Annotated in this window: 25 protein-coding genes; 17 read left to right on the top strand and 8 right to left on the bottom strand. The window is 63.3% G+C overall.

The features are described from left to right. Positions 1-50 precede the first annotated feature (50 nt). Both L0U82_RS26240 and L0U82_RS26235 read right to left on the bottom strand, forming a co-directional pair. Complete coding sequence (locus L0U82_RS26240; protein ID WP_233835730.1) at positions 51-623, bottom strand: FUSC family protein; 573 nt, start codon at positions 621-623, stop codon at positions 51-53. 158 nt (positions 624-781) lie between these two features. Further along, positions 782-2221 carry an aminotransferase-like domain-containing protein gene (locus tag L0U82_RS26235; protein ID WP_233835729.1) on the bottom strand — a complete coding sequence of 480 codons (1440 nt, stop codon included), beginning with the start codon at positions 2219-2221 and terminating at the stop codon, positions 782-784. Between the two features lie 371 nt (positions 2222-2592). Here L0U82_RS26235 and L0U82_RS26230 point away from each other — a divergent pair, with 371 nt between their 5' ends. Both L0U82_RS26230 and L0U82_RS26225 read left to right on the top strand, forming a co-directional pair. Next, positions 2593-3825: an NAD(P)/FAD-dependent oxidoreductase gene (locus L0U82_RS26230; protein WP_233835728.1), complete on the top strand. Its 1233-nt coding sequence runs from the start codon at positions 2593-2595 to the stop codon at positions 3823-3825. 35 nt (positions 3826-3860) lie between these two features. Then, positions 3861-5009, top strand: coding sequence for a branched-chain amino acid ABC transporter substrate-binding protein (locus tag L0U82_RS26225; RefSeq protein ID WP_233835727.1), 1149 nt, complete (start codon positions 3861-3863; stop codon positions 5007-5009). Positions 5010-5169: 160 nt separating this feature from the next. On the opposite strand, the gene L0U82_RS26220 is transcribed toward L0U82_RS26225, so the two are convergent. Both L0U82_RS26220 and L0U82_RS26215 read right to left on the bottom strand, forming a co-directional pair. Continuing rightward, the gene (locus L0U82_RS26220) at positions 5170-5583 is read right to left on the bottom strand and encodes a DUF3175 domain-containing protein (RefSeq protein ID WP_233835725.1); all 414 of its coding nucleotides are present in this window, start codon (positions 5581-5583) and stop codon (positions 5170-5172) included. 92 nt (positions 5584-5675) lie between these two features. Continuing rightward, on the bottom strand, positions 5676-6182 hold the full coding sequence (locus L0U82_RS26215; RefSeq protein WP_233835724.1) for a PRC-barrel domain-containing protein: 507 nt from the start codon (positions 6180-6182) through the stop codon (positions 5676-5678). 366 nt (positions 6183-6548) lie between these two features. Between L0U82_RS26215 and L0U82_RS26210 the strand changes: the two genes are divergently transcribed. Then, positions 6549-6854, top strand: coding sequence for a hypothetical protein (locus L0U82_RS26210; protein ID WP_233835722.1), 306 nt, complete (start codon positions 6549-6551; stop codon positions 6852-6854). Positions 6855-6957: 103 nt separating this feature from the next. Continuing rightward, positions 6958-7254 carry a hypothetical protein gene (locus L0U82_RS26205; RefSeq protein WP_233835720.1) on the top strand — a complete coding sequence of 99 codons (297 nt, stop codon included), beginning with the start codon at positions 6958-6960 and terminating at the stop codon, positions 7252-7254. 158 nt (positions 7255-7412) lie between these two features. Here the strand turns inward: L0U82_RS26205 and L0U82_RS26200 are convergent, their stop codons facing one another. Next, positions 7413-8738: a DNA topoisomerase IB gene (locus tag L0U82_RS26200; protein ID WP_442793698.1), complete on the bottom strand. Its 1326-nt coding sequence runs from the start codon at positions 8736-8738 to the stop codon at positions 7413-7415. 205 nt (positions 8739-8943) lie between these two features. Between L0U82_RS26200 and L0U82_RS26195 the strand changes: the two genes are divergently transcribed. The 6 genes from L0U82_RS26195 to L0U82_RS26170 all read left to right on the top strand — a co-directional run bounded on the left by L0U82_RS26195 (position 8944) and on the right by L0U82_RS26170 (position 12413). Continuing rightward, complete coding sequence (locus L0U82_RS26195; protein ID WP_233835718.1) at positions 8944-9288, top strand: chemotaxis protein; 345 nt, start codon at positions 8944-8946, stop codon at positions 9286-9288. A 251-nt stretch (positions 9289-9539) separates the two neighbouring features. Next, the gene (locus L0U82_RS26190; RefSeq protein WP_233835716.1) at positions 9540-10091 is read left to right on the top strand and encodes a type 1 glutamine amidotransferase domain-containing protein; all 552 of its coding nucleotides are present in this window, start codon (positions 9540-9542) and stop codon (positions 10089-10091) included. Positions 10092-10187: 96 nt separating this feature from the next. Then, positions 10188-10760: a DUF4142 domain-containing protein gene (locus L0U82_RS26185; protein ID WP_233835715.1), complete on the top strand. Its 573-nt coding sequence runs from the start codon at positions 10188-10190 to the stop codon at positions 10758-10760. Beyond that, entirely contained in the window at positions 10757-11101 is a 345-nt protein-coding gene (locus L0U82_RS26180; RefSeq protein ID WP_233835714.1) for a DUF1488 domain-containing protein, read from the top strand. The genes L0U82_RS26185 and L0U82_RS26180 overlap by 4 nt, the downstream gene beginning before the upstream one ends. Before the next feature lie 99 nt (positions 11102-11200). After that, complete coding sequence (locus tag L0U82_RS26175) at positions 11201-11782, top strand: hypothetical protein (protein WP_233835713.1); 582 nt, start codon at positions 11201-11203, stop codon at positions 11780-11782. A 178-nt stretch (positions 11783-11960) separates the two neighbouring features. Continuing rightward, positions 11961-12413: a PA2169 family four-helix-bundle protein gene (locus L0U82_RS26170; RefSeq protein WP_233835712.1), complete on the top strand. Its 453-nt coding sequence runs from the start codon at positions 11961-11963 to the stop codon at positions 12411-12413. A 160-nt stretch (positions 12414-12573) separates the two neighbouring features. Here L0U82_RS26170 and L0U82_RS26165 read toward each other — a convergent pair whose 3' ends face one another. Beyond that, positions 12574-12912 (bottom strand): BON domain-containing protein, encoded by a 339-nt coding sequence (locus tag L0U82_RS26165; protein ID WP_233835711.1) that lies wholly within the window; start codon positions 12910-12912, stop codon positions 12574-12576. A gap of 550 nt (positions 12913-13462) precedes the next feature. On the opposite strand from L0U82_RS26165, the gene L0U82_RS26160 reads away from it, so the two are divergent. Continuing rightward, positions 13463-14944 (top strand): RNA polymerase factor sigma-54, encoded by a 1482-nt coding sequence (locus L0U82_RS26160; protein WP_233835710.1) that lies wholly within the window; start codon positions 13463-13465, stop codon positions 14942-14944. Between the two features lie 195 nt (positions 14945-15139). After that, the gene (locus L0U82_RS26155; protein ID WP_233835709.1) at positions 15140-16315 is read left to right on the top strand and encodes a pyridoxal phosphate-dependent aminotransferase; all 1176 of its coding nucleotides are present in this window, start codon (positions 15140-15142) and stop codon (positions 16313-16315) included. 44 nt (positions 16316-16359) lie between these two features. Here L0U82_RS26155 and lspA read toward each other — a convergent pair whose 3' ends face one another. Next, the gene (gene lspA, locus L0U82_RS26150) at positions 16360-16869 is read right to left on the bottom strand and encodes a signal peptidase II (protein ID WP_233835708.1); all 510 of its coding nucleotides are present in this window, start codon (positions 16867-16869) and stop codon (positions 16360-16362) included. Continuing rightward, positions 16866-17855 (bottom strand): ferritin-like domain-containing protein, encoded by a 990-nt coding sequence (locus L0U82_RS26145; RefSeq protein ID WP_233835706.1) that lies wholly within the window; start codon positions 17853-17855, stop codon positions 16866-16868. The genes lspA and L0U82_RS26145 overlap by 4 nt, the downstream gene beginning before the upstream one ends. 235 nt (positions 17856-18090) lie before the next feature. Between L0U82_RS26145 and L0U82_RS26140 the strand changes: the two genes are divergently transcribed. The 5 genes from L0U82_RS26140 to L0U82_RS26120 all read left to right on the top strand — a co-directional run bounded on the left by L0U82_RS26140 (position 18091) and on the right by L0U82_RS26120 (position 23530). Beyond that, on the top strand, positions 18091-19815 hold the full coding sequence (locus tag L0U82_RS26140) for a S10 family peptidase (protein ID WP_233835704.1): 1725 nt from the start codon (positions 18091-18093) through the stop codon (positions 19813-19815). A 96-nt stretch (positions 19816-19911) separates the two neighbouring features. Further along, positions 19912-20658, top strand: a complete 747-nt coding sequence (locus L0U82_RS26135; protein WP_233835703.1) for a FadR/GntR family transcriptional regulator — start codon at positions 19912-19914, stop codon at positions 20656-20658. Between the two features lie 157 nt (positions 20659-20815). Beyond that, the gene (locus tag L0U82_RS26130) at positions 20816-21559 is read left to right on the top strand and encodes a (Fe-S)-binding protein (protein ID WP_233835701.1); all 744 of its coding nucleotides are present in this window, start codon (positions 20816-20818) and stop codon (positions 21557-21559) included. After that, a complete protein-coding gene (locus L0U82_RS26125; protein ID WP_233835700.1) occupies positions 21556-22959 on the top strand; it encodes a lactate utilization protein B in 1404 nt (467 codons plus the stop codon). Before L0U82_RS26130 ends, L0U82_RS26125 begins: the two co-directional genes overlap by 4 nt. After that, positions 22946-23530 (top strand): LutC/YkgG family protein, encoded by a 585-nt coding sequence (locus tag L0U82_RS26120; RefSeq protein WP_233835699.1) that lies wholly within the window; start codon positions 22946-22948, stop codon positions 23528-23530. The genes L0U82_RS26125 and L0U82_RS26120 overlap by 14 nt, the downstream gene beginning before the upstream one ends. Positions 23531-23591: the final 61 nt, after the last annotated feature.

The following is a 23591-nucleotide window of genomic DNA, read 5'->3' as shown; positions in this document are numbered from 1 at the left end:
GAGGCTCAGCAACACCCACCGAAGAAATGCACCGCTATCGGAAGCATCCTCTATTCAGGCTGCTTCGGCTTGCTGAACGCGCGCTGCTCGATCGACGCCATCAGCCGCGCGACCAGCAGCGCGCACACCGTACCGAGCGTGACTTCGGCAAGCCGTAAAAACGCTTTGTCCCACACCGGCCCGATGCCCGGCACCAGCAGCATGATCGTCGCGGTGATGCCGCCGAGGCGCGCCGCGCTGCCCACATTGACGATCCAGCAGATCAGGATCGCGCTGGCCACCGTCGCCGCATAAGCAGCAAAATGGCCGCCGCCCGCAAGGGTGCCGACGAGGCCGCACAAGCCGCCCACCATCGCGCCGATGAACTGATCGCGCGACAGCTTGCGAGTGTCGATATAGCTGTGCTGGCTCACCGCGATCGCGGTAATCGCGGCCCAGAACGCCTGCTCGGTATGCAGCGCGCGAGCGATACCGAATGCGAGACTCGCGCCCGCGACGGCCTGCACGGCCATGAAGCCGCCCTCGATCAGCCGGTCGCCCAGCGGCAGCGTTTTGAGGAACGCGAACAGCGCATCGGTGGCGTGCGTGCGCGTGGCACGCCGGGAATCGTCGGACGGAGTCATCGGATCAAGGCGGCTCGTCGCCGTGTCGCATCAAGGAGCCCAATTCTAGCGACTCCGCTTCGTGCCGCTCAACGGATCGCGCATGGGGCGCATGCAGAGGGGTGCGCACGGCGTGCACTCAACGTGCACGCGCTCGCGGCATCGCACGAAAGGGCGCGCTAGATCGTGCCGAACAGCGCGCGCGGCCGATCGCGCAGCGTGTGCGCGAGAATCTGCAGACCGCGCGTCAACTGCTCGCGCGAGGCCGCGCAGGCCAGGTTGATGCGCACGCCGTGCTCGACCGTCGAACGATCGACGGCAAACGCGGACGCCGGCATCGTATTGACGCCGCGCGCGAGCGCATTGGCCGCGAAGTCATCCGAGCGCCACGGCGGCGGCACGCGCAGCCACACGAACATGCAGGCGGGATCGCTATTCAGATGCTCGGCGGGCAGCAGTTCGCGCGCGATCTGCTGGCGCGCGCGCAACTCGTCGCGCTGTGCGTCGAGGATCGTGCGCGCGGTGCCGTCCTCGATCCAGCGCGTGGCGATCAGCGTCGACAGCGGCGCGGGCATCCACGCGGTCGTGCGCACCGCTTCGGCCGCGAGCGCCGCGCCATGCGCCGGCGTGCACAGATAGCCGATACGCAGCCCCGGCGCGAGAATCTTCGAGGTCGACGTAATGTGAAACGTCAGCTCCGGACACAGGCTCGCGATCGTCGGCAGCCGCGCTTGCAGCAGCGCGCCGTACACGTCGTCTTCGATAATCGCGATGTGATGCCGGCGCGCGATATCGGCAAGCGCTACGCGTCGCTCGAGGCTCATCGTGACGACGGTCGGATTCTGCAGATTCGGCACCGTGAAGATCGCCTTCACGCGCATACGCCGGCACGCGTCTTCGAGACGATCGGGCAGCAGTCCTTCGTCGTCGCTCGGAATGCCGACCAGTTCGAACTGGAACACCGGCGCGAGCGCTTTCAAACCGTAGTAGGTCAACTGGTCGGACAGAATCACGCCTTCGTGACCCATCAGGCTGCTCAGCACCGCATAGAGCCCATGCTGCGCGCCGCTGGTGACGACCACGTTCTCCGCGCCGGGCGTGAAGCCGGGCGCCGCGAGCCATTCGGCGCCCGCCGCGCGCGCCCAGTCGGGCCCTTGCGGCGGCTGATATTCCTGGGTCTCCGGATAACGCGGATCGTGCGCGATGTGCGCCATCGTGCGCGCGAGCTGCGTCAGGAATTCGCCGGTCGCGGGACGGTTGACGGTCAGGTCGAGCACCGCGTTCGCATTGGCCTGCGCGCCGGACTCACCGGTTGCCGGCGCACCGTTGTTGCGCGTATGCACGGCCGGCATCGCACCGCCGGTGACGATCGAGCCGCGCCGCTTACTGGCGACGATCAGCCCGCGCGCCTGCAACTCCTTGTAAGCGCGCGACACGGTCGACACGTTCAGGCCGAGTTCCGACGCAAGCTCGCGCTGCGGCGGCAGGCGGCTGCCCGGCGGATAGAGGCCGCTGCGGACCTTTTCCTCGAGGCTGCGTGACACTTCGAGATAGGTCGCTTGCCGCCCCTTTGTCTGGAGGATTTCTTCCCCATTTGTGTGGTCAGTTGCGATCTTCACCAGCGTAAATCTCCATACAAAAAACGTGGTCGACCGTACAAAGCTGGCTGTGTGGCGCGCTGCACGGTGCTCGCATAGCCGATACTAAACCGGTTTTAAGCCGATTCGGCAAGCGATTGTTTAGATATTTTCCAGCGCCGCGGCCGATAGCTCGGGGAAAGTCCCTAAGTCCACACAAAGGTAAATTAATTGCACACAAAAAATCTTTGTGTGAGTATTGATGCGGGCTTTGTACGGTGCTGCATCAAAAGGCGCCCCCGAACTGTAGTACAGGAGGACACGGTTGTGACAGAGCAGCACAGCACGTTTGCAATGGTCGATGCATTCGCCGCAGCTCCGGTCCCTTCGCCTTCAGCCTGCGGGTCACGGCCATGAGCGAAGTCGCCGTTCTCGGCGCGGGCTTCGTCGGCCTGTCGAGCGCCTACTGGCTGATGCGCGACGGCCATCGCGTCACGCTGTTCGACGCGCTCGGTCCCGGCGAAGCGACGTCATACGGCAACGCCGGCACGTTCGCGAACTACGGCTGCATTCCGGTGAACAACCCGGACGTGTTCCGCAATCTGCCGCGCTTCCTGTTTTCGCCGACCAGCCCACTGCGGATTCGCTGGCGCTATCTGCCGCAGCTCGCGCCGTGGCTCGCGCGCTTTCTGTGCGCATCGATGCCGAGTCGCTACGAGCACAGCGCGCGGTCGCTCGCGAGCCTGCTGTCGCGGGCGTTCGACGGCTATCGCGAGATGCTCGCCACTGATGATCTGTCGCGCTTCGTGCGGCCACGCGAATGTCTGTACCTGTATTCGAACGAGGCGTCGTTCGACGCCGCGCAGCCATCGCTCGCGTTGCGCCGTTCGCTCGGCGTGCGCTTCGAGCACTTCGACCGCGCGGGTATCGCCGCGCTCGAACCGAATTTCGCGCCGATCTTCGCGCACGGCACGCTGTTCAACGACAGCTGGTTTCTGAGCGACCCACGCGGTTTTCTGCAGGCGCTGCACGCAGCGCTGCTCACGCGTGGTCTGAGGCACGAGCGCATTGCGGTTCGCTCGCTGGAGCCGAGCAGCGCGAGCGTGCGCATCGTCGACGAAGCTGGGAGCACGTACGACGCGGAAAAGGCGATCGTCTGCACCGGCGCGTTTTCGGGGCGCTTCGCGCGCCAATGCGGCGACCGCGTGCCGCTCGATACCGAGCGCGGCTATCACGTGCGTTTTCCGGACACGTCGGCGCTGATTTCGCGGCCGTGCGGCTGGGCCGAACGCGGCTTCTACATGGTGCCGATGGACGGCGGCATCCGCGCGGCGGGCACGGTCGAACTCGGCGGCTATGGCACACAGCGCAACGCGGCGCTGCTGGATCTGATCACGCGCTCCGCGCAACGCGCGCTGCCGCAATTGCCGCAACCGGACAGCCAATGGCTCGGGTTCCGGCCGAGCCTGCCCGACGGCCTGCCGGTCGTCGGAGCGTCGAGCGCGTCGCCGCGCGTCGTCTATGCATTCGGACATCAGCATCTGGGCGTCACGCTGGGCGGCGTGACGGGCAGCGTCGTCGCCGATCTGGTGGCGGGGCGCGTGCCGCCAGTCGATCTCGCGCCTTATAGCCCGCGTCGTTTTTAACCACCGCAACTTCTGCTCGGAAGAGGACGGACATCATGAAACGCAGAAATCTGGTTGTCGCACTCGCCCTTGGGGTCTTGTGCGCGCATGCGCCGTCGTACGGCGCCGAGCCGCAAATCGTCAAGATCGGTTTTGTCGGACCGCTGACCGGACCGGTCGCGCGGGTCGGCAAGGATCTGCAGAATGGTGCGCAGCTCGCGATCGACGAAGCCAACGCGAAGCATCCGATGATCGGCGGCAAACCCGTCAAGTACGTGCTCGACGTGCAGGACGATCAGGCCGACCCGCGCATCGCGATTCAGGTCGCGCAGAAGCTGGTCGACGACGGCGTGGTCGGCGTGATCGGCCATTACAACTCCGGCTGCAGCATTCCGGCCTCGGCCGTGTATCACAGCGCGAACGTCGCGATGATCACGCCGGGCTCGACCAATCCCGCTCTGACCGCGCAAGGTTTCACGAACGTGTTTCGCACGATGGGCCATGACGGCGTGGGCGGTGTGATCGCGGGCGAGTTCGCGGTGCAGCAGTTGAAGGCGAAGCGCATCGGCATCATCGACGATCGCACCGCGTTCGGCCAGGGTCTCGCGGATGCGTTCGAGAAAGGCGCGAAGCAGGCGAACGGTAATGTCGTCGATCGCGAATTCACCAACGACAAGGCCGTCGATCTGCGCGCGATCCTGACTTCGCTGAAGCAGAAGAACGTCGACCTGATTTTCTTCGGCGGGCTCGACGAACAGGGCGCGATGCTGGTCAAGCAGATGCGCTCGCTCGGCATGCCGGCGCAGCTGTTCGGCGCGGGCGCGTTAAAGAGCAATGCGTTCCTGCAGATCGCGGGCAACGCGGGCGAGGGCACGCGCGATCTCGAACCGGGGCCGGCGCTCGACAAGCTGCCCTCCGCGCAGGAGTTCGGCAAGCGCTACAAGGCGCGCTTCAACCAGGATGTCGAGCTGTACGCGCCGTTCGCGTATGACGCGGCGCTGGCGATGATCGCGGCGATCCAGAGCGCGGACTCGCTCGATCGCGCGAAGATCGTCGCGGCTTTCCCGAAGGTGAACGTGACGGGGGTGACGGGGAAGATCGCGTTCGACCCGCATGGGGATCTGATCAAGCCGCCTTATACGTTGTTCGAGGTGCAGCAGGGGCAGTGGAAGAGTCAGCGTACGGTGGGGGGGAGTGGGGTTTGAGGTTGGGTTTGGTTGATTGCTTCATGCCGTGTTCGCGAGCGTGTTCGGTCGCTTGGAGCGCGGTTTTGCGTCGCGTAGAAATGCATGGACCCGGTTTTGGCCGGGTTCATGCGGTGATGGGTTTCAAGGTATTTGAAGCGTTGAAGCTGTCGCGCCACCCTCACCGAGGCCCACGCCCAAACGCCTCCCGCAACTCACGCTTGGCCCGCTGCAGCGTATCACGACGCTCCTTCGGCAGATTCCTGCCGGCGCGGTTGATATAAAAATTCAACATCGACATCGCCGATTGAAACGGCGTGCCTTTACGACGGCGGCTCGTGCTCGACGAACGCTTCAACGATTGCGCGATCGATTCCGCGGTGCCGGTTTTGAAAATATCTTTCTGAATGTCCATCGCGTCGCTTGTTTCCATCACGTAATGCGACCATTTTTGCCCGCTGTGCGAGCCGCCCGATTTCGCGGTTTTCGCGCGATGAGCGGCGTGTGCCTGAGCATGACGCTGACGCGGTGGCCGTCCCGATTTGCCCCGCGAAACCGGGCGCTTCGATTTGCTACTGCGCTTACGGGTGGCCATCGTGTCGTCTCCAGAGTTGACGGGTTTTCGCGTTGCCGCGCTGCCGCTTTCCTCAGCGGCGGCGCGGATCTGTGGGCGAAAGGTGGGCGAAATCACAGCTTCAAGCCACCGGCCTCGGGCGCATCCGACGATCCTGGGGCAATCGCGCCGGCGCCGAGGTCGTCGCGGCCTCTATACACATCGTCGCCCCAGTACGGTTCGCTGCCGTAGTACTGATGCACGGAGGTGGCCCACGTCTGATCCGCCATCGACGGCCAGTGATCCTTGTCGAAGCCCGGAGCATTTTTCACGCGCTCGGCCGTCATATTCAGCACGAAGCATTTCTGCTCCGTATCCAGCGTCAGCGCATGCCATGGAATGGCGAGCAGTTTGTCGCCGATGCCGAGGAAGCCGCCGCTCGACAACACCGCATAAGCGATGCGGCCCGAGCGGACGTCGAGCATGATGTCCTTGACCTTGCCGATGTCCTCGCCGTCGCTGCTGATCACCTTGTTGCCGTCGAGCGTGTCCGCGGCCATCACATCCGGGCCGGGGCCTTCCGCGGTTGCGCTGCCCTTGCCGACGATGTTCGCGCCTTGCGTCTGGGTCGGGTTGACCATGATGTGACTCCTGTCAAAGGTTAGGGGTATCGACGTTTGAGCAACGGCCGTTCCTTCGATTGTTCCGGATAGCTAATGTGCTGTGCATGTCGTGCGTTCGTTGTGCAACGGGCAACGGATTTTTGACGGAGGCGATCGGAATGTGCACGCATGCAAGGCCGTTTGAAATTTTTTCGTCGCGACTACTGCAAATAGGGGGGCGCGTGCGAGCCATAGCCCCGCAGTGCCAGGGTATTGGACATGCCGCGGGACATGCCGCGCACGTGCAGCGCGGCATAGGCCTTGCTCGAACTTCACTGACGGCAGTGCGGAACTGCGAAGTCAACTCGCGCGTAGATGATCGTGCGTACACCAGGGAGAATATCGATGCACCCCTATCCAAAGACGTGGCTGCTCGCGGCGTGTCTCATCGCTTCGGCAGCATCAGGTGCGGCGCTTGCGCAGACCGGCGGCGGTAACGGCAATGGCGGCACCGGCTCGGGCAACGCGCACGGCGCGGCGACCGCGGCACCTACCGCCGGCAACGAGCCGTCATCGAACGCAGCCGGTGCGGCCGCGGGTTCGGGCTCGACGATGAAGCAGCATCCCATGTCGAAGTCGAAGAAGAAGCCGATGAATGATTCGACGAATATGCCCGGCGCGAACGCGAGCAGCGACACGAAGGGGCAGTAGCGCTGGATCGATGCAGGGAGTGGCCCCAGGCGATGCGGCAACGATGCTTCGTTGCCGTGCGCATCGTCGCGGCGGCCCACGCCTGCATCGCGGGAGATTGATTGTGGTGAAAAAAGTGCATTACCAGGCGAATGTCTGTGGTGGTGATTTTGCACACGTGCGTGAATGTTTTCGTCACTGGAAATCCGAGACGCTCGTGTATCGCAAGCAACAGCGGATGTTCGAGGGCAAGCAGGAAGTGAGGCCGCTGTCGGAGCGTGTATTCGACAACGGCGAAATCGCGCATGACGCATTGGCGAGCGTATGCAGTCCCCGCGATGCTTACGCGCTCGCGGCGGAGATACGCGACGGCGAGCGCGACGTGTGGCTCGTGATGGCTGCGTTCGAGGAAGAAGTCTGAGCGAATGCCGTGAACGAAGCCGAAGGCCGCGAATGATTCGCGAGCGTGTGACAGCCGTCGCTCCCCGAACCGCGGGTATCGCAACGAAGGTCGCTACGCGTGTCGTAGCACGCAGACGTATCGCGGTCGTATCGCGCCCATGCATCGCATTCCCAGCGCTACCGCTGAACGGCGGACTTCGCCTCCGCGCTCACCGCCCGCGCAACATCGCGCGAGCGAGCACCGGCAGCGCTCCGCGCGCGTCGCGTAGTGCCGTTCTCTTTCGCGCCGGCAGCTTTCTTCCGCACCGCGCGCGATTTCTTCAGCAAGCTGGTCAACGCGCCATCGATGCTGTCGTCGATCGACGACTTGCGGGTCTTGCGGCCTTTCGCACCCGCTTCGCGTGCGAGTTTCGCCGCGCGTTTTTCCGCCTGCGCGAGCAGCGCCGCCAACGCGACTTCGTCGACCTTCAGGCCGCGGCGTGACGGATGAGGCACGAGGCTCTGCAGTTCATCGGCCTCGAACGCACGGATGATCGCCGGGTGGATATAGCAGCGCCGGCATACCGCGGGCGTATTGCGCAGCAACGCCGCGACGTCCTTCACCGTCGCGACGAGATGACGGCGCGCCTGCGCGGCGCTCTCGCACATCAGGCGCCGCAGCGCGGCGAGCGCATACACGCTGCCGGCCCACGTGCGGTAGTCCTTCGCGGTGAAATCCGCGCCGCTCGCGCGCCGCAGGTAGTCGTTGATATCGGCCGAGCCGACCGTGTGGCGCATGCCGTCGTCGTCGAGATACTGGAACAGGTCGTGTCCCGGCAATTCCGCGCAGCGCCGCACGATACGCATGATGCGCGGATTGTCGATCGTCACGTCGTGTTCGATGCCGCTTTTGCCGCGAAACCGGAAGCGCAACTGGCCGGCTTCGATCTTCACATGCTTCTTGCGCAGCGTCGTCAGTCCGTACGACTGGTTGTCGCGTGCGTATTCTGCGTTGCCGATGCGTACCAGCGTCGTGTCGAGCAACTGCACGATCGTCGCGACGACCTTGTCGGCCGGCATGCCCGGCAGTTTCAGATCGCGCGCGACACGGGCGCGAATCCTCGGCAACGCGCGGCCGAATTCGGCCATGCGCTCGTACTTGTCGGCATCGCGCGTTTCGCGCCAGCGCGGGTGATAGCGGTACTGCTTGCGGCCGCGCGCATCGCGGCCGGTCGCCTGCAGATGGCCGCGCGGATCGGCGCAGATCCATACGTCCTCGTAGGCGGGCGGAATCGCCAGCGCGTTGATGCGTTGAATTTCGTCCGCATCGACGATGCGCTTGCCGTTCGCGTCGAAATAGACGAAGCCGTCCTTTTCCTTTCCGCGCTTGCGTGTGTAGCCGGGTCGGGTGTCGTCGGCATGGCGCAGACCCGCTGGCATCGGCGCCGGAGGTGGCGTGCCGTTCGTCATGGCGGGGCTGCGCGATGCGCTGGTCGCGCCGGTGGAATGCGTTGCTGTGGCCATCGTTGCAGGTAGAAGTTTCAAGCCTGTTCGGTTCGCGTCAGCCCGCACAAGGCGAGCGCGCGGTGATGGATCGGCGGGAAGCAAGTGGGATGCCAATGGGGCGTCGATGCGCTGCCGGTGCAACGTCGTTGCGCAGCCATCGAATACACCCAGCGGAACGGTCCTTGCGCCACCGTGATGGTGATCAACCGAACAGGGAGCTTCCATGAGCAGCACATTGAATCCCGATGAAGAGCCGCAGCACATCGTCAAGCAGACGGCCGGCACGACCGGCGCGCTCGGCCCCAGCGATTCGTCCGACAGCGGCAGCGATGTCGCCGGCGCGAAGCGTCACGAATTCGATGTCGATTCGGAACTCGACAATCACGCACTCGAAACCGGCGACTCCGAACTCGGCAGCGACACCGACCGCGCCGGCACCGGCGAGCGCGCATCGGCCGATGGCGATTCGACGCTGGAACCGGACCGCGACATCGATACGGACCACGTGGTCGATCCGCGCGTGCCGCCCGGCGAAGACCTTTCGAGCGAAGACGAAAGCGGCGCCTGAGCCGGCTCATAAGCGAAGCAGTAGAGACGACGAACGCGGGAAAGCCGCATTTCGACCAATCCAACCCGGTGAAACACCGTGCACACGCTGGGCGTAGGGCACGCACAGATAGGCACGTGTTTTGCTGACCACCGTTTTAACGGCGCCGCGCCCTGCTTATGCCATGCCTACCCATGACAAGCGACAAGCAAAGGCAAAGGCAACAGCAACGCCCACGCGCCGCCGCGCGAAGCGCACGAAGGAGAGTACGCATGACTGATGCACTGAACGGCTACAAGGTGGCAGTACTGGCGATGGATGGCTTCGAGCAGGCCGAACTGGTCGAGCCGAAACGCGCGCTCGCCGACGCGGGTGCCACCGTGCACGTGATTTCGGCGAAGCCCGGCAAAATCCAGGGCTTCAAACACGTCGACAAGGGTGACGCGGTCGCGGTCGACACGACCTTCGATCAGGCGAACCCCGACGACTACGACGCGGTCGTGCTGCCCGGCGGCGTCGTCAATGGCGATGCGATTCGTCTGCTGCCGCGCGCGCAGGCTTTCGTGCAGGCCGCGAACAATGCGAAGAAGCCGATCGCGGTGATCTGCCACGGCACGTGGCTGCCGGTATCGGCGGGGATCATCAAGGGACGCACGGTGACGAGCTGGCCCAGCCTGCAGGATGACATCCGCAACGCGGGCGGCACATGGGTGGATCAGGAAGTGGTCGAGGACGGCAATCTGATTTCGAGCCGCAAGCCCGACGACATTCCCGCTTTCAACAAGACCTTGATTGCGCAACTGGGCAAACGCAAGGCGGCATAGAAGCAGTGGTGAAGTGGTGGATCCGGCGCGGCGCGCCGACGCTTTCCGAGCGCTGACGTCGCGCTGAATCGACAGGGATCAACAGGGAGAAAATGCATGAAATTCCGGTATTCCCTACAAGTATTGACTGCAGCGCTAGCCGCTTTCGGGCTGAGCGCCGCGGCGATCGACAGCGCCCGCGCGCAGGCGAGCGATGCCCCTGCGAGTGCCGCGCCGGCCCATGAGACGAAGCTGTCGCCGGCGGATCAGCAGTTCGTGCTGGAAGCGTCGAAGTCCGATGCAACCGAAATCGCCGCCAGCAAGATCGCGCTGAAAAACTCGCAGGATCCGCACGTGAAGAAATTCGCGCAGCAGATGATCAAGGACCACACGAAGCTGTCTCACGGCATGGCCGAGCTGGTGTCGAAGAAGGGCTTTAAGCCGACGCCTTCAGCGGACTCCGCGTTGGTCGGCAAGCTGCAGACGTTGAAGGGCACTGCGTTCGATCAGGCCTATGTGGAGCAGGTGGGGGTGGAAGCGCATCAGCGCGCGGTCGATCTGTTCCAGCAGCAAAGCGAAAGCGGTACCGACGCGCAGTTGAAGGCCGCGGCAAAGCAGGCATTGCCGATCATCAAACATCACCTCGAGATGGCGCAGCAACTCGCCGGCCAGATGAAGGGTTCGTCATGAACGCGATCGCTCCGCGCCCTGCCTATGAGGACTCTCTTATGCAGATCAATTTTCCCGACGACACACCGGCGTTCGACGGCGCAAACCTGACGGTTCGTTTTATCGCGCGCGTGGACGGCGAACCGGTCGAGTGCGCGATTACCGCCGAAGCACTGGAAGATCATTTCGGCGCCGAGTCGGCGCTCGAAGCGGCGTTGATCGCCGCCTACGACAAGGGCCGCCAGCGCATCCGTTCGGTCTGCGCGGAAGCACTCGACCAGAACAACGGAGAGGGCGTAGTGTTGCATAGCGGACTGTTCAGAGTCGAAGGCATGGAGCCGGATCGCGGCGCTACCGCTTAGCGCCGCCGTATGCCGCGCCGCAACGCGCTCGCTCAGGCGAACTGCACGGGCGGCGGCAGCAGGGTCCGCGAACGCCGTTCAACGATGCAAGGAGGCCATATGTCACTCATCGTCGCAGCACGCTTTACGACCTTTCCAGCCGCGGAAAGCGCGGCCCAAAAGCTCTTCGACGCAGGTTTCGTCGAGGAGGACGTCACGCTGTTTTTCGTCAATCCGCGCGGTCAGCATGCCCGTTATCCGATCGGCGGCGACACCGGTACCGATCCCGGCGCGCGCGACGCGCCGAAGGGCGCGGGAATGGGCGTGACCATTGGCGCGGTGATCGGCGCGGTAATCGGCGTCGCCATTTTCGCGGCGTTTTCCGCGCCATTGCTCGTGTCGTTAATCGCAGCCGGCGTGGGCGCTTATGTCGGCTCGCTGGTGGGCGCGATGTCGCGCACGCGCAAGCATGACCCAGCCGGTCACCGGGTTCCGTTTCACGAAGAGTCGCGCGACTCCGGCGTGCTGGTCGCGGTGCACGTGTCACCGGACAATCAGCTCGACGCCGCGCGGGTGCTGCGCGACGCGGGCGGCGTGTCGATCGAGAAAGCGACGGGCCGCTGGCAACAGGGACGCTGGGCCGACTTCGATCCGTTGCGGACGCCGCAGCCGCTTAACGAGTTTGCCGAGAAGCGGGCGTGATTCGAGTCGTGAATCGTGCGGTGCGGCGCTGCACCGGAAGCCCCGCATCGCGATACACCAGGCACGGCCCATGCGACGTATTCACCGAACCCCACCGCTTGCGAGGTCGTTGGATCGCAATGCGCTAACGAACTCCGCACGGTGGATTCGCTGTGAACGAAACCATTGGAGGTATTGAATGACTACCAACGTTGTTTCCGTGCTGAACGATCTGGTCGAAACGTCGAAGGACGGCGAAAAAGGCTTTCTCAAGGCAGCCGAGGATGCGCACGACGAACAGCTGAAGGCGATGTTTCGCTCCAATGCCGAAGACTGCTCGCGCGGCGCGCGCGAGTTGCAGGACGCGGTTCAGGCGATGGGCGGCAAGCCCGAAACTGGCGGCAGCATGACCGGCGCGCTGCATCGCGGCTGGGTCGACGTCAGATCGGCCGTGGCCGATCGCAGCGACCATGCCATTCTCGCCGAGTGCGAAAAGGGCGAGGACGTCGCGAAGAAGCACTATCACGACGCGCTCGAAAAGGACCTGCCGGCCGATGTGCGCGCAATCGTCGAGCGGCAATATCACGGCGTGCTGCAAACGCATGACCGGGTGCGCGATCTGCGGGATCAGTATGCGGCGATGAAGCACTAACAAGCGCTAACGCGTTAGCGCAGCAGAAGACGGCCCGTGTTGTGATGACACGGGCCGTCGTTTTATCGCTTATATAAAGCTTATAAAAGAAGAGCCGGCATGAGCCGGCTCTCTTCGTTACGCCACTACACCGAATGCACGCAAACCCTATGAGTCGCGATTAATCGGCGACGATCTTCAGATGGTTCTTCACGCTCTCTACGCCCTTGACGTTCTGAACAACTTCTCCCGCCGCCGATTTGTCATCGGCCGAAGGCACCGAACCCGTGAGCCACACGACGCCCTTACGGGTCTTGACATGGATATGCGTCGACTTGACGTTCTTCGCCGCCAGCAGATCGGCCTTGGCCTTGGTCGTGATCGTGCCGTCGTCGATATGCTGGCCGACCGATTCGGACGAAGCCGCCGGAGGCGGCGCGGTCGTCTGCGCAGTTGCGTTCAGGGCAAAAGCGACGGCAGCAATGCTGCCCGCGGTCTTCAGAAGCTGGATCGTCTTCATGGTTTCTCCTTCGGGTGTTGAACAAAATGGCGGTCTTGTTGCCGGTGGCCGATCGCGGTCGAAACCGCTGATGACACACGTGGGGTCGTTGCCGCTACGGTACCGTCAGGGGCCCGTTTCTCGACACCGGGCGAAGGCTTCTGCAAGACGCGCATGCCGTGCCTGCACTAGCCAACGTCCGTCCACACCCGGGGAGTTGCAAGCAGCGTACCCGGGTGCCGATCGATGATGGAATTGGCTGGACGCGCGAGCCGCGCCCGAACCACTGCAGCGGGGGATTTGACCTGATGAATAACGCGGAAGCGGATGCAGAGGCGGACGAGAAGCGGCACGGCCACACGGACAGCGCCACATCGCCGGCGGTGTAAAGAAATGGACCGGAAATTGCCGGGACGTTGTAAAAACGGGCGTCCGGGCGCTGCGCAATTCGCGCGCCTGACAGCACAAAGCGTAAGAAAAACAGCGGCTTGTGCGAACTGGTACGACTGTTGCTCTGAAGAATGCACACGGCTTTCGAGCTTTCAGCTACCAACGAACGGGATTTCCTCCAATGCCTTCAATCGAACTGCGCGCAAGACAGTCGCTTGCACTCACGCCTCGTCTTCAACAATCGGTGCGTCTTCTGCAATTGTCGGCGCTAGAGTTCCAGCAGGAACTGCGCACGGCGCTCGATACCAATCCGTTCCTTGAATACGACTCCTCGGAGACGGAGGACGTCGCGCTGTCCACCACGTCGCCGGGAGAAGAGGCGAGCGCGCTGCCCGCCACCGATACGCTGGCCGCCGCCGAGCCCGATACGTTGCCCGCGGAAAGTGTCGGCAGCGAGGCACTCGAAAGCGCCGGACCGGACGATATGCCGGCCGACTTTTCGGGCGACTACGGCTCGCGCAATTCGACCCGTCAATCGGGCGACGCGGACGGCAGCGATCCAGCCGAATGGGCGCGCTCGCAGCCGACGTTGCGCGAGCAACTTCACGACGCACTGCGTCTGTACCGTCTCGATGATCGCGACCGCGCGGTGGCGCGCTTCATCATCGAAGCACTCGATGACGACGGCTATTTGCGTCAATCGCTCGCCGATCTGGCCGACAGCGTCGATCTCGAACCCGAGCTGACCGAGGAAGAGTTGCTGGTCGCGCTGCGTCTCGTGCAATCGCTCGACCGGCCGGGGCTCGGCGCGCGTTCGCTGTCGGAATGTCTGGCGCTGCAGATTCATGCGCTGCCCGACGATACGCCGGGACGCGACGTCGCATTGCAGATTGCCGAGCATCATCTGGAGCGGCTGGCACGCCGCGAGCAGGCCGAATTGCAAAAGCAGATTGGCTGCAGCCCGGAAGCATTGCGGATCGCCTGCGCGCTCGTGCGCAAGCTCGATCCGAAGCCGGGCAACTGCTATGGCCGCGCCGAGGACAACTACGTGGTGCCCGACGTGATCGTGCGTCAGGTGCGCAACAAATGGGCCGTGTCGATCAATCCCGCGGTGCAGCCGCGCGCGCGCATTCATCGCATGTATGCGCAACTGTTCGCGCAGTCCGCCGGCGCGAGCCGTTCGCCGCTCGCGCAGCAGTTGCAGGAAGCTCGCTGGTTGATCCGCAATGCACAGCAGCGCTTCGATACGATTCAGCGCGTCGCCGAGTGCATCGTCGCGCACCAGAAAGCATTCTTCCAGTATGGCGAAATCGCGCTGAAGCCGATGGTGCTGCGCGATGTGGCCGACGAACTCGGCTTGCACGAATCGACGATTTCGCGCGCGACGGGCAACAAATATATGGCGACGCCGCGCGGCATTTTCGAATTCAAGCATTTCTTCCCGCGCGAACTCGGTACCGAAAGCGGTGGCACCTGCTCGGCCGCCGCGGTGCGCGCGCTGCTGAAGGAGATGATCGCCGCGGAGAATACGCGCGATCCGCTGTCGGACGTGACGCTCGCGAAGATGCTCGCGGATCAGGGCGTGCTGGTCGCGCGGCGCACGGTAGCGAAATACCGGCATCTGATGAAGGTGCCGCCGGCGGAATTGCGTCGGCAGCTTTAATGCAGGGCGCCCGTGGCGGGGCGCAAACGAAGATTGATTGGGTGAAGGTGGGTGAAGGGCCATGCGAGACTGTCCGCTCGCATGGCCCTTTTTCGCATCTGGACCGTATCTGGACGTTTTGCCGGCCTGCCATTACATTGGCGGGTCAAAGAGAAATAGATCAATAGAAACAGATCGGCGAAACGGGACAGCGCAATGAAGTATTCGAATCTGGTCGAACGTCTGCAAGGGCGCCGCACGTCGGCGTGGGAAATTCATCGTGTCGCGCAGCAGGCGGCCACGCGCGGCGAAGACGTGATCGTGCTGAGCGTCGGCGACCCCGAGTTCGCGACGCCCGCGCCGATCGTCGACAGCGCGGTCGACGCGCTACGCGCCGGCGACACCCACTACACCGCGATGGCCGGCCGCGAGCCGCTGCGCGCGGCGATCGCCGCCGAACATGCGCGCGCGACCGGCTGCGACACCGCTTCGGCCAATGTGATACTGACCGCCGGCGCGCAGAACGGCGTATTCGCGGCGTCGCTGTGCCTGCTCGAAGCGGGCGATGAAGTGATCGTCCCCGAGCCGATGTACCTGACGTACGAGGCTTGCGTACGCACGGCGGGCGCGACGCTGGTGGCGGTGCCGGTCGACGCCGCTCGCGCGTTTCATGTCGACTGCGATGCACTCGAAGCGGCGCTGACGCCGCGCACGAAGGCGATTTTCTTCGCGACACCCTGCAATCCGACCGGCGTCGTGATGCCGCACGCCGACCTCGAACGTATCGGACGGCTGGCGTGTGAGCATGACCTGTGGGTGCTGTCCGACGAGGTCTACGCGGAATTGACGTTCGAGCGTGAGCACGTGAGCATCGCGTCGCTGCCCGGCATGGCGGAGCGCACGGTGACGCTCGGCAGTCTGTCGAAGTCGCATGCAATGGCCGGGTGGCGGGTCGGCTGGGCGATCGGCCCCGCCGAGTTGATCGAACATATGGGGCGGCTCGCGCTCGCGATGCTTTACGGCTTGCCGGGCTTTATCCAGCAGGCTGCGTTGACCGCGTTGCAGCATAAGGCGGAGATCGTCGCGGAGATCCGCGAGACTTACCGGCGGCGGCGCGACGTGGTGTTCGAGCGCTTGCACCAGGTGCCGGGCTTGCGTTGTCTGTTGCCCGAGGCCGGTATGTTCATGATGGTCGACGTGAGCGGCACCGGGCTCGATACCGTCGATTTCACGTGGCAGCTGTTCCGCGCGAAGGGCGTAGCAGTGCTCGATGCAAGCGCGTTTGGGGACACGGCGAAAGGGTTCGTACGGCTCGGGCTGGTGGTCGACGAGGCGAGACTGATTGACGCGTGTGAGCGGATCGCGCAGTTTGTCGACGGGTTGAGGCGCTGACTGCGTGAAGGGTTTCGCGCTAGTGACCAACCGTCTGGCGGGCGTCAACTGGTCGCGGCGTCCGGCAGAACCGGCTTACGTTTCATGCCGTTGAGCAAAAGCAGCACGACGCCGAGCATGATGCCGACATCCGCGACGTTGAATACGCCGGTACGCACATAGCCGATGCCGAGGTTCAGAAAATCGAAAACGCCGCCGCCGTAGAAGCATCGATCGAGCAGATTGCTGATGCCGCCGCCCACGATGCAGGCGACCGCGACAACTTCGAGACGACGAATCCGGCGCGAGCGCACCACCCATCCGACGAGGCCGACGATTATCACCAGAACACCGAAAATGAAAACGGCGTTGCGGCTCGCCTCGGACATGCCGGCGCCAAGGCTCAGGAACGCACCGTGGTTATAGATGGGGATAAGCAGAAAGCTGCCCGCGAGAAGCGATACCACGTCACCGGGTGTCAGCATCGCTTTGAATAGCGCCTTGGTGAGCTGATCGACGACGATCCACGCAAGTGCCCCAAGCAGCAAAATGGCGAGTTTCTGTTTTGACGTCATTGTTTCTCCTTGACGAACCGTAGTCCGAACCGCACCAGTCCCGGCATCGTCAGCGGCCGCACCAGCCTCGTGTCGTAGCCGGCAAAGCGCCGATCGTTCTCTTCGATGCACAGGCGCATCAACCGCGGCACGCTGATGTCCACATCCGACACCGACTGCGCGCCGTTCACCGTGAAGTTGTTGTCGTGCTCGTGCACATTGCCCTCGGCATCCATCGCGCGCGCGAGTCCGACACGCTCCCAGCCGAGAAACCCCCATACGGCCGCGACCTTGATCTCGAAGCGAAGGCGCCGCCACCATGAAAGCTGCGCGCGATGCCACGCGACCCAGTTCGCAAACAGCAGAATATGGCGGCACTCCTCCTGCATCACCGGCTCGAACGTCTCGATCAGTTCAGGCGGAAAGAGCCCCGAGCGTCGCGCGACTTCGAAGAGGCCGAACGCAAAGAAGCTGTCGATGCATTCGCTATAGCCGGTCACCAGATAAGCCCATTCGGTGTCTTTCGGATAGATATACGGCGGCTCGCTCGCGAGTGCGATGCCGTAGGCGTGCACCATGCGCGACAGCACTTCCTTATGACGATTTTCTTCCCACGCATTCAGCGCCAGCGCGTCGCGTAGCTCCGGGTCGCTGAGCGTTGCCGCGTAGGCAGCCATGCGCAAGCGGGCCCGGCCTTCGGTCTGCACGGCAATGTCCCAGATCGGCAACTCGACGATGCGCTTGAGCGTCGCGGCTTCGAGTGGCGGCCATGCGAGTACCGAAGGGCGATACGGATTGAAGGTTTCGCGGAACATGCGGCACATTTCGCTGCGGTGCGTATCGGAGCCAACCCTCAGAGGGCCGGCGACGCCGCTCGTCCAGTGCCGCATCGCGTGTTCGGCGGCTTCGATGGCCTGCGCGTCGGGCTGCCCTTGCGGCAACTGCGGCGCGCGAAATCCGGGGATCAGCGCGGCTGCGTCGAATGCATCCAGTACCGGTTGGTCCATGGCGGGTCTCGACAAAGCGACGGAGACGTTCACGATTTTGCCACGAGTGGTTTGTGCGAGCATGCGCCGGAGACGTGCCGATGCCGCGCCGCGACAAAAGCCGTTTGTAATGTTGAGCTGCAGCGGTGCCGATGGTTGACGTAGTGCGGACTTGCGTCAAGAATCGAGCGCCGGCTTCGTTCCCGAAGCCGGTATCCGGGGACATCAGCACGTTTCGACTCGTGGCGGAATCTTTATGATCGTCGGCTTTCATCCTTCATTGCGCCGGCTGCTGTCGGCGCGATTGCCTATGGCTGCGCTGGCGGTAACGCTTGCTGCCGCCAGTCTGGCGTCGTTCAGTGAACGTAGTGTGGCGGCGGATCCGCCGAGCGCGGCGACGGGTACGGATAGCGCCGCATCCACGCCCGCCGTGCAGGGCGAACCGCGCAAGCGTACGGCTTCGCGCGGCGACACGCAGCCAGCATCGGATACCAAAGCCAGAACCGAGGCAGCCGACACCCCGCCACACAGCGACAACTCTTCGACACCCGCCGTGCCGGTGCCGCCGGAAACCGCCAGCGTCACGTCGCATTCGCTGCGTCTTGACGGCCGCAAGCTCGACTACACGGCGACCGCCGGCAACCTGCTGCTGCACGACGGCAAGACCGGCGCGGCCAATGCGAGCGTTTTCTATGTCGCCTATACGGTGCCGACTAAAACGCCATCGACGCGTCCCATCACGTTTCTGTTCAACGGCGGCCCCGGTGCCGGCAGTGTGTTTCTGATGATGGGTTCGTTCGGGCCGAAGCGCGTGCGCACATCGAGTCCCGCGAACACGCCCCCCGCGCCGTATACGCTCGACGACAATCCCGACAGCCTGCTCGACACGACCGACCTCGTGTTCATCGATGCGGTCGGCGCGGGCCTGTCGAAGCCGGTCGGCCATGGCACCGGCAAGGACTTCTGGGGTGTCGATCAGGATCTGCGCGCATTTGCGCAATTCATCGATCGTTATCTGACGATGAACCAGCGCTGGAATTCGCCGAAGTATCTGCTCGGTGAATCGTATGGCACCGCGCGCGCCGCGATGCTCGCGTACGAACTGGGGCAGCGCAATATCGCGCTCAACGGCGTGATTCTGATGTCGTCGGTACTCGATTCTTCCGCGTTCTCACCTGGCTCCGATTTCAAGAGCGAAAGCTATCTGCCGAGCTTCGCGGCGATTGCGTGGTACCACGACAAGATCACGCCGAAGCCCGCGAACCTGGCTGCGTTTCTCGACGACGCGCGTGCGTTCGCGCGCGGACCCTATGCACAGGCACTCGCGCAGGGCGATGCGTTGCCCGCCGATCAACGCGATGCGATCGCCGCGCGTATTGCGTATTTCACCGGTCTCGACGTGGGGTTCGTGAAGCGCAACCGGCTGCGTCTTTATCCAGGACGTTTTCGCAGCGAGTTGCTGCGCGATCAGTCGCGCAGCGTCGGCCGTTACGACGCGCGTTTCGAAGGGATCGATTACGACGACTCGTCCGAACATCCCGACTTCGATGCATCGGTGAACAGCGTGTCGAACGCGTTCAACGCGTCGCTTCATCAGTATCTCGCGGAGGATCTGCACTTTATCCCCACGGAGCCGTACAAGGTCTTCAATGACGAAGCGCTGACGCAATGGGACTGGAAGCACCGCGAATGGTGGGGCGAGCGTTTGCAGTTGCCTTATGCGGCCGGCGACCTGGCCGAAGCGATGCGGCAGAATCCGCAGTTGCGTGTGATGTCGCTGAACGGTTATTTCGATCTGGCCACGCCGTTCTATGCAACCGAATATGCGCTCGCGCACCTGGGCATCGACGGGCCGCTGCGCGAAAATGTACGGCTCGCTTACTATCCGACCGGTCATATGATCTATCTCGACGATGCCGCGTTGCATGCGCTCAAGCGCGATCTGGTGAGCTTCTATACCGCGCCGCGCTCGAAGGATTGATGCGCGAGGCGGACGGTATCGAACGGTATAATTCCACGCACTGTGAAGCAGCCGTTGCCGGCTGCTTCGTCAACCGGCTTTACCGATCGCAGCCCTATGCCATTCACCCCGATCCCGTCCTTTACCCGCAAGCGTATTTCCGACGTGGTGTCCGAACAGATCAAACAACTGATCTCGGAGGGCACGCTGATGCCCGGCGACCGGCTGCCGGCGGAGCGTGATCTGGCGGCGCAACTCGGCGTGTCGCGACCGTCGTTGCGTGAGGCGCTGATCCGGCTGGAAGCGGATGGGTATATCGAAACGTCGGGGCGCGGCGGCTTTACGGTCGTCGATGTGACCGCGCCGATTATCTCGAAGCCGCTCGCCGAACTGCTGCTGCAGAATCCGCGTACCAGTGCCGATATTCTGGAATTGCGCCAGGGTCTCGAAGCGATTTCGACGGTCTATGCCGCGCAACGCGCGACCGCCGCGGATCTGAAGAAAATCCGCGTTGCGTTCGACGCATTGCAAGCCGCTTCGCAGTCGGGAGATCGTGTGAATCTCGCCGAACTGGACGCCGCGTTTCACCTTGCCATTGCCGATTCGACGCACAACGTCGCGCTCGCGCACGTGATGCACGGCATTCATACGCTGATTCGCGAGGGGATGCGGCAATATCATCGGCTGATCGATTACGACGACTCGATGGAAAAGCAGTTGATGAGCCAGCATCGCGCGATTTACGACGCGGTCGTCGCGCGCGACGCGCAAAAGGCACGCAAGGCCGCCGAAAGGCATCTGGCTTTCGTGCGCGAAATCTACAAGGACGATGCGGCGAAGCCGTCCGCAACCGTGAATTCCTGAGCCTGCGCGGCGCGCGTTTAGCGCGCGGCGGCAGGCCCCCAAGCCCCTGATTGACACCGTCGCGGGACTTTTTTATAGTCTTGGTCAGACCAACATGACCAGACTGGCCGGCAGGCCGGAACTGTTCTCATCCCCCGCCGTTTTTTCCAAAGAGACTATGAAAGTCGCGCTGTTTATCCCGTGTTTTATCGATGCGTTCTATCCCGAGGTCGGCATTGCCACGCTCGAACTGCTCGAACGCTTCGGTATCGACGTCGACTATCCGCAGGAGCAAACCTGTTGCGGCCAGCCGATGGGCAATAGCGGCGCGCATGCCGATGCGGCGGCCACCGAGCGGCTGTTCGCGCGCAACTTCGCGGGCTACGACTATATCGTCGGGCCGTCCGCGAGTTGCATTCATCACGTGCGCGCGCACCTGACCGCGATCGAGCAGACCGACGAGGTGAAGAAGGTTCGCGCGAGCGCGTATGAGCTGGTCGAGTTCCTGCACGACGTGGTCGGCGCGCGCGAATTTCCATGGGCCGAATTTCCGCATCGGGTCGGTCTGCACAATAGCTGCAGCGCGTTGCGACATCTGAAAGAAGCATCGGTGTCGGAAATCGCGGCTACGCCGTTTTCGAAGCCGCGTACGTTGCTGGAGGGCGTCAAAGGCATCGAGTTCGTCAAGCCGACGAGGCCCGACGAGTGCTGCGGCTTCGGCGGTACGTTCTCGGTCACCGAAGAGGCGGTGTCGGTACGCATGGGCCAGGACAAGGTGCGTGATCATCTGAATGCCGGCGCCGAATACATCGTGTCCGGCGACATGTCGTGCCTGATGCATCAGCAGGGTTGCGCGGAACGCATGAAGGCCGACGCGCGTTTCATTCACATCGCGCAGGTTCTCAATGGAGCGCGCGCATGAGCCGCGGCGATCAACGTATTGACCACGCGAAGGCGGCGGGCGCGTTTATCCAGAAGACCGAGCACGTCGCGTTTCACGACCGGCGTCTGTGGGATTTGCGCGAGAAGCGCGATGCCCAGGCTCATGGCATTGCCGAATGGGAAACGCTGCGAACCCTCGCGTCGGGTATCAAGGAACATACGCTGTCGCATCTGGCGGACTATCTGGAACAGTTCGCGGCGGCGGCCGAGGCCAATGGCGTGGTCGTGCATTGGGCCGCAACAGCGGAAGAGCACAACGCGATCGTCCATCAGGTGATGTCCGAACGCGGCATGACCACGCTCGTGAAGAGCAAGTCGATGCTGACCGACGAATGCAAGATGCGCGAATACCTCGAACCGCGCGGCATTACCGTGATGGAAACGGATCTCGGCGAGCGCATCCAGCAACTGGATCATCAGGACCCGAGCCATATGGTCGTGCCTGCCGTGCACAAGTTGCGCGCGGACGTGGCCGAACTGTTCGGCCGCACGATCGGCACCGATCCCAAGAATAGCGACATTCACTATCTCGCCGAAAGCCAGCGCATGAATACGCGGCCGTATTTCGTGCGCGAGAAAACGGCCGGCATGACCGGCTGCAATTTCGCGGTTGCGGAGACGGGCACCGTTGTCGTGTGCACGAACGAGGGCAATGCGGATCTGTCCGCGAACGTACCGCCACTGCATATTGCGTCGATTGGTATCGAGAAGCTGATTCCGAAGGTGTCGGATCTCGGCGTGTTTATCCGCATGCTGTCGCGCAGTGCGTTGGGTTCGCCGATTACCCAGTACACGTCGCATTTTCGCGCACCGCGCCCCGGCACCGAGATGCATTTCATCCTGGTCGATCATGGCCGCTCGGAACGGCTCGCGATGGAGGACTTCTGGTACTCGCTCAAATGCATTCGCTGCGGCGCGTGTATGAATACCTGTCCCGTGTATCGGCGCAGCGGCGGGCTCTCGTATGGCGGCACCTATTCGGGGCCGATCGGCGCGATCATCAATCCGACCTTCGATCTGAAGCGCTATAGCGCATTGCCGTTTGCGTCGACGCTCAACGGCAGTTGCACGAATGTGTGTCCGGTCAGGATCAATATTCACGAGCAGATCTATAAATGGCGCACGGTGATTGCCGACAAACATGAAGTCCCGTTCGTGAAGCAGGAAGTGCTGAAGATGGCGGGGCGCTTGCTGTCGAGTCCGACCTTGTATCGCGCGACGGTGTCGTCGATGGGCAGCGCATTACGGCGACTGCCTAATTTCGTGCTGTATAACCCGCTGAATATCTGGGGCAAGCAACGTGAATTGCCGGATGCACCGAAGATGACTTTTCATGCGTGGTACAAAAAGAATCGCGGAGGTGGCGATGGCAACGCGTGAGGCTTTTCTCGCGAAAGTGCGCGCCGCGCAGCCGGCCGCGACGACTCGCCCCGAAGTGCCGCTTTTCGATTCGCCGGGCGGCGATCCGCGTGCACGCTTCACCGCGGCGCTGCAAACGATGGGCGGCACCTCCGTCGACGCGGCGAGTGCAAGCGAGGTCAGCGAATTGATTCGCGAACGCTTTGGTGCAGACGCATCGATTGCATCGGCGACGGCCGAGGTGCCGGGCACGCGCGCGATCTCCGCGAACACGGAGCCGATTTCGTTGCAAGACATCGACGTCGGTGTGGTGCGCGCACGCTTTGGTGTTGCTGAAACGGGTTCGGTGTGGTTCAGCGAGCGCGAGTACGTGGTGAATGCGCTGGGCTATATCGTCCAGCATCTGGTCGTGCTGCTCGACCCAGCGCAATTGCTCGATGGATTGCAGGACGTTTATCGCCGCGATGACTTCCGCAGCGCGCGTTACGCGGCACTCGTCACTGGCCCTTCGGCAACCGCCGATATCGAGGGTGTATTGATTCGCGGCGCACAGGGCGTGCGTTCTCTGACGGTCGTGTGGCTCGCGGCCTGAATCGCGAATGGACACGGCGTTTGTGCATGGGAGTACCGCGCACAAACGCCGCGTGATCAGA

The sequence above is a fragment of the Paraburkholderia sp. ZP32-5 genome (assembly GCF_021390495.1).
Taxonomy (GTDB): Bacteria; Pseudomonadota; Gammaproteobacteria; order Burkholderiales; family Burkholderiaceae; genus Paraburkholderia.
The sequence above is the reverse complement of the archived record's forward strand: the minus strand, read 5'-3'. Positions and strand labels throughout refer to the sequence as shown.

Bases quoted from the DNA above. Each gene is read 5' to 3' on its own strand.
- L0U82_RS26140 (WP_233835704.1), top strand. From the start codon at position 18,091: ATGATCGTCGGCTTTCATCCTTCATTGCGCCGGCTGCTGTCGGCGCGA.
- L0U82_RS26180 (WP_233835714.1), top strand. From the start codon at position 10,757: ATGAACGCGATCGCTCCGCGCCCTGCCTATGAGGACTCTCTTATGCAG.
- L0U82_RS26225 (WP_233835727.1), top strand. From the start codon at position 3,861: ATGAAACGCAGAAATCTGGTTGTCGCACTCGCCCTTGGGGTCTTGTGC.
- L0U82_RS26230 (WP_233835728.1), top strand. From the start codon at position 2,593: ATGAGCGAAGTCGCCGTTCTCGGCGCGGGCTTCGTCGGCCTGTCGAGC.
- L0U82_RS26175 (WP_233835713.1), top strand. From the start codon at position 11,201: ATGTCACTCATCGTCGCAGCACGCTTTACGACCTTTCCAGCCGCGGAA.
- L0U82_RS26170 (WP_233835712.1), top strand. From the start codon at position 11,961: ATGACTACCAACGTTGTTTCCGTGCTGAACGATCTGGTCGAAACGTCG.
- L0U82_RS26190 (WP_233835716.1), top strand. From the start codon at position 9,540: ATGACTGATGCACTGAACGGCTACAAGGTGGCAGTACTGGCGATGGAT.
- L0U82_RS26155 (WP_233835709.1), top strand. From the start codon at position 15,140: ATGAAGTATTCGAATCTGGTCGAACGTCTGCAAGGGCGCCGCACGTCG.
- L0U82_RS26185 (WP_233835715.1), top strand. From the start codon at position 10,188: ATGAAATTCCGGTATTCCCTACAAGTATTGACTGCAGCGCTAGCCGCT.
- L0U82_RS26125 (WP_233835700.1), top strand. From the start codon at position 21,556: ATGAGCCGCGGCGATCAACGTATTGACCACGCGAAGGCGGCGGGCGCG.
- L0U82_RS26130 (WP_233835701.1), top strand. From the start codon at position 20,816: ATGAAAGTCGCGCTGTTTATCCCGTGTTTTATCGATGCGTTCTATCCC.
- L0U82_RS26145 (WP_233835706.1), bottom strand. From the start codon at position 17,855: ATGGACCAACCGGTACTGGATGCATTCGACGCAGCCGCGCTGATCCCC.
- lspA (WP_233835708.1), bottom strand. From the start codon at position 16,869: ATGACGTCAAAACAGAAACTCGCCATTTTGCTGCTTGGGGCACTTGCG.
- L0U82_RS26220 (WP_233835725.1), bottom strand. From the start codon at position 5,583: ATGGCCACCCGTAAGCGCAGTAGCAAATCGAAGCGCCCGGTTTCGCGG.
- L0U82_RS26240 (WP_233835730.1), bottom strand. From the start codon at position 623: ATGACTCCGTCCGACGATTCCCGGCGTGCCACGCGCACGCACGCCACC.
- L0U82_RS26200 (WP_442793698.1), bottom strand. From the start codon at position 8,738: ATGGCCACAGCAACGCATTCCACCGGCGCGACCAGCGCATCGCGCAGC.
- L0U82_RS26135 (WP_233835703.1), top strand. From the start codon at position 19,912: ATGCCATTCACCCCGATCCCGTCCTTTACCCGCAAGCGTATTTCCGAC.
- L0U82_RS26165 (WP_233835711.1), bottom strand. From the start codon at position 12,912: ATGAAGACGATCCAGCTTCTGAAGACCGCGGGCAGCATTGCTGCCGTC.
- L0U82_RS26120 (WP_233835699.1), top strand. From the start codon at position 22,946: ATGGCAACGCGTGAGGCTTTTCTCGCGAAAGTGCGCGCCGCGCAGCCG.
- L0U82_RS26160 (WP_233835710.1), top strand. From the start codon at position 13,463: ATGCCTTCAATCGAACTGCGCGCAAGACAGTCGCTTGCACTCACGCCT.
- L0U82_RS26210 (WP_233835722.1), top strand. From the start codon at position 6,549: ATGCACCCCTATCCAAAGACGTGGCTGCTCGCGGCGTGTCTCATCGCT.
- L0U82_RS26195 (WP_233835718.1), top strand. From the start codon at position 8,944: ATGAGCAGCACATTGAATCCCGATGAAGAGCCGCAGCACATCGTCAAG.
- L0U82_RS26215 (WP_233835724.1), bottom strand. From the start codon at position 6,182: ATGGTCAACCCGACCCAGACGCAAGGCGCGAACATCGTCGGCAAGGGC.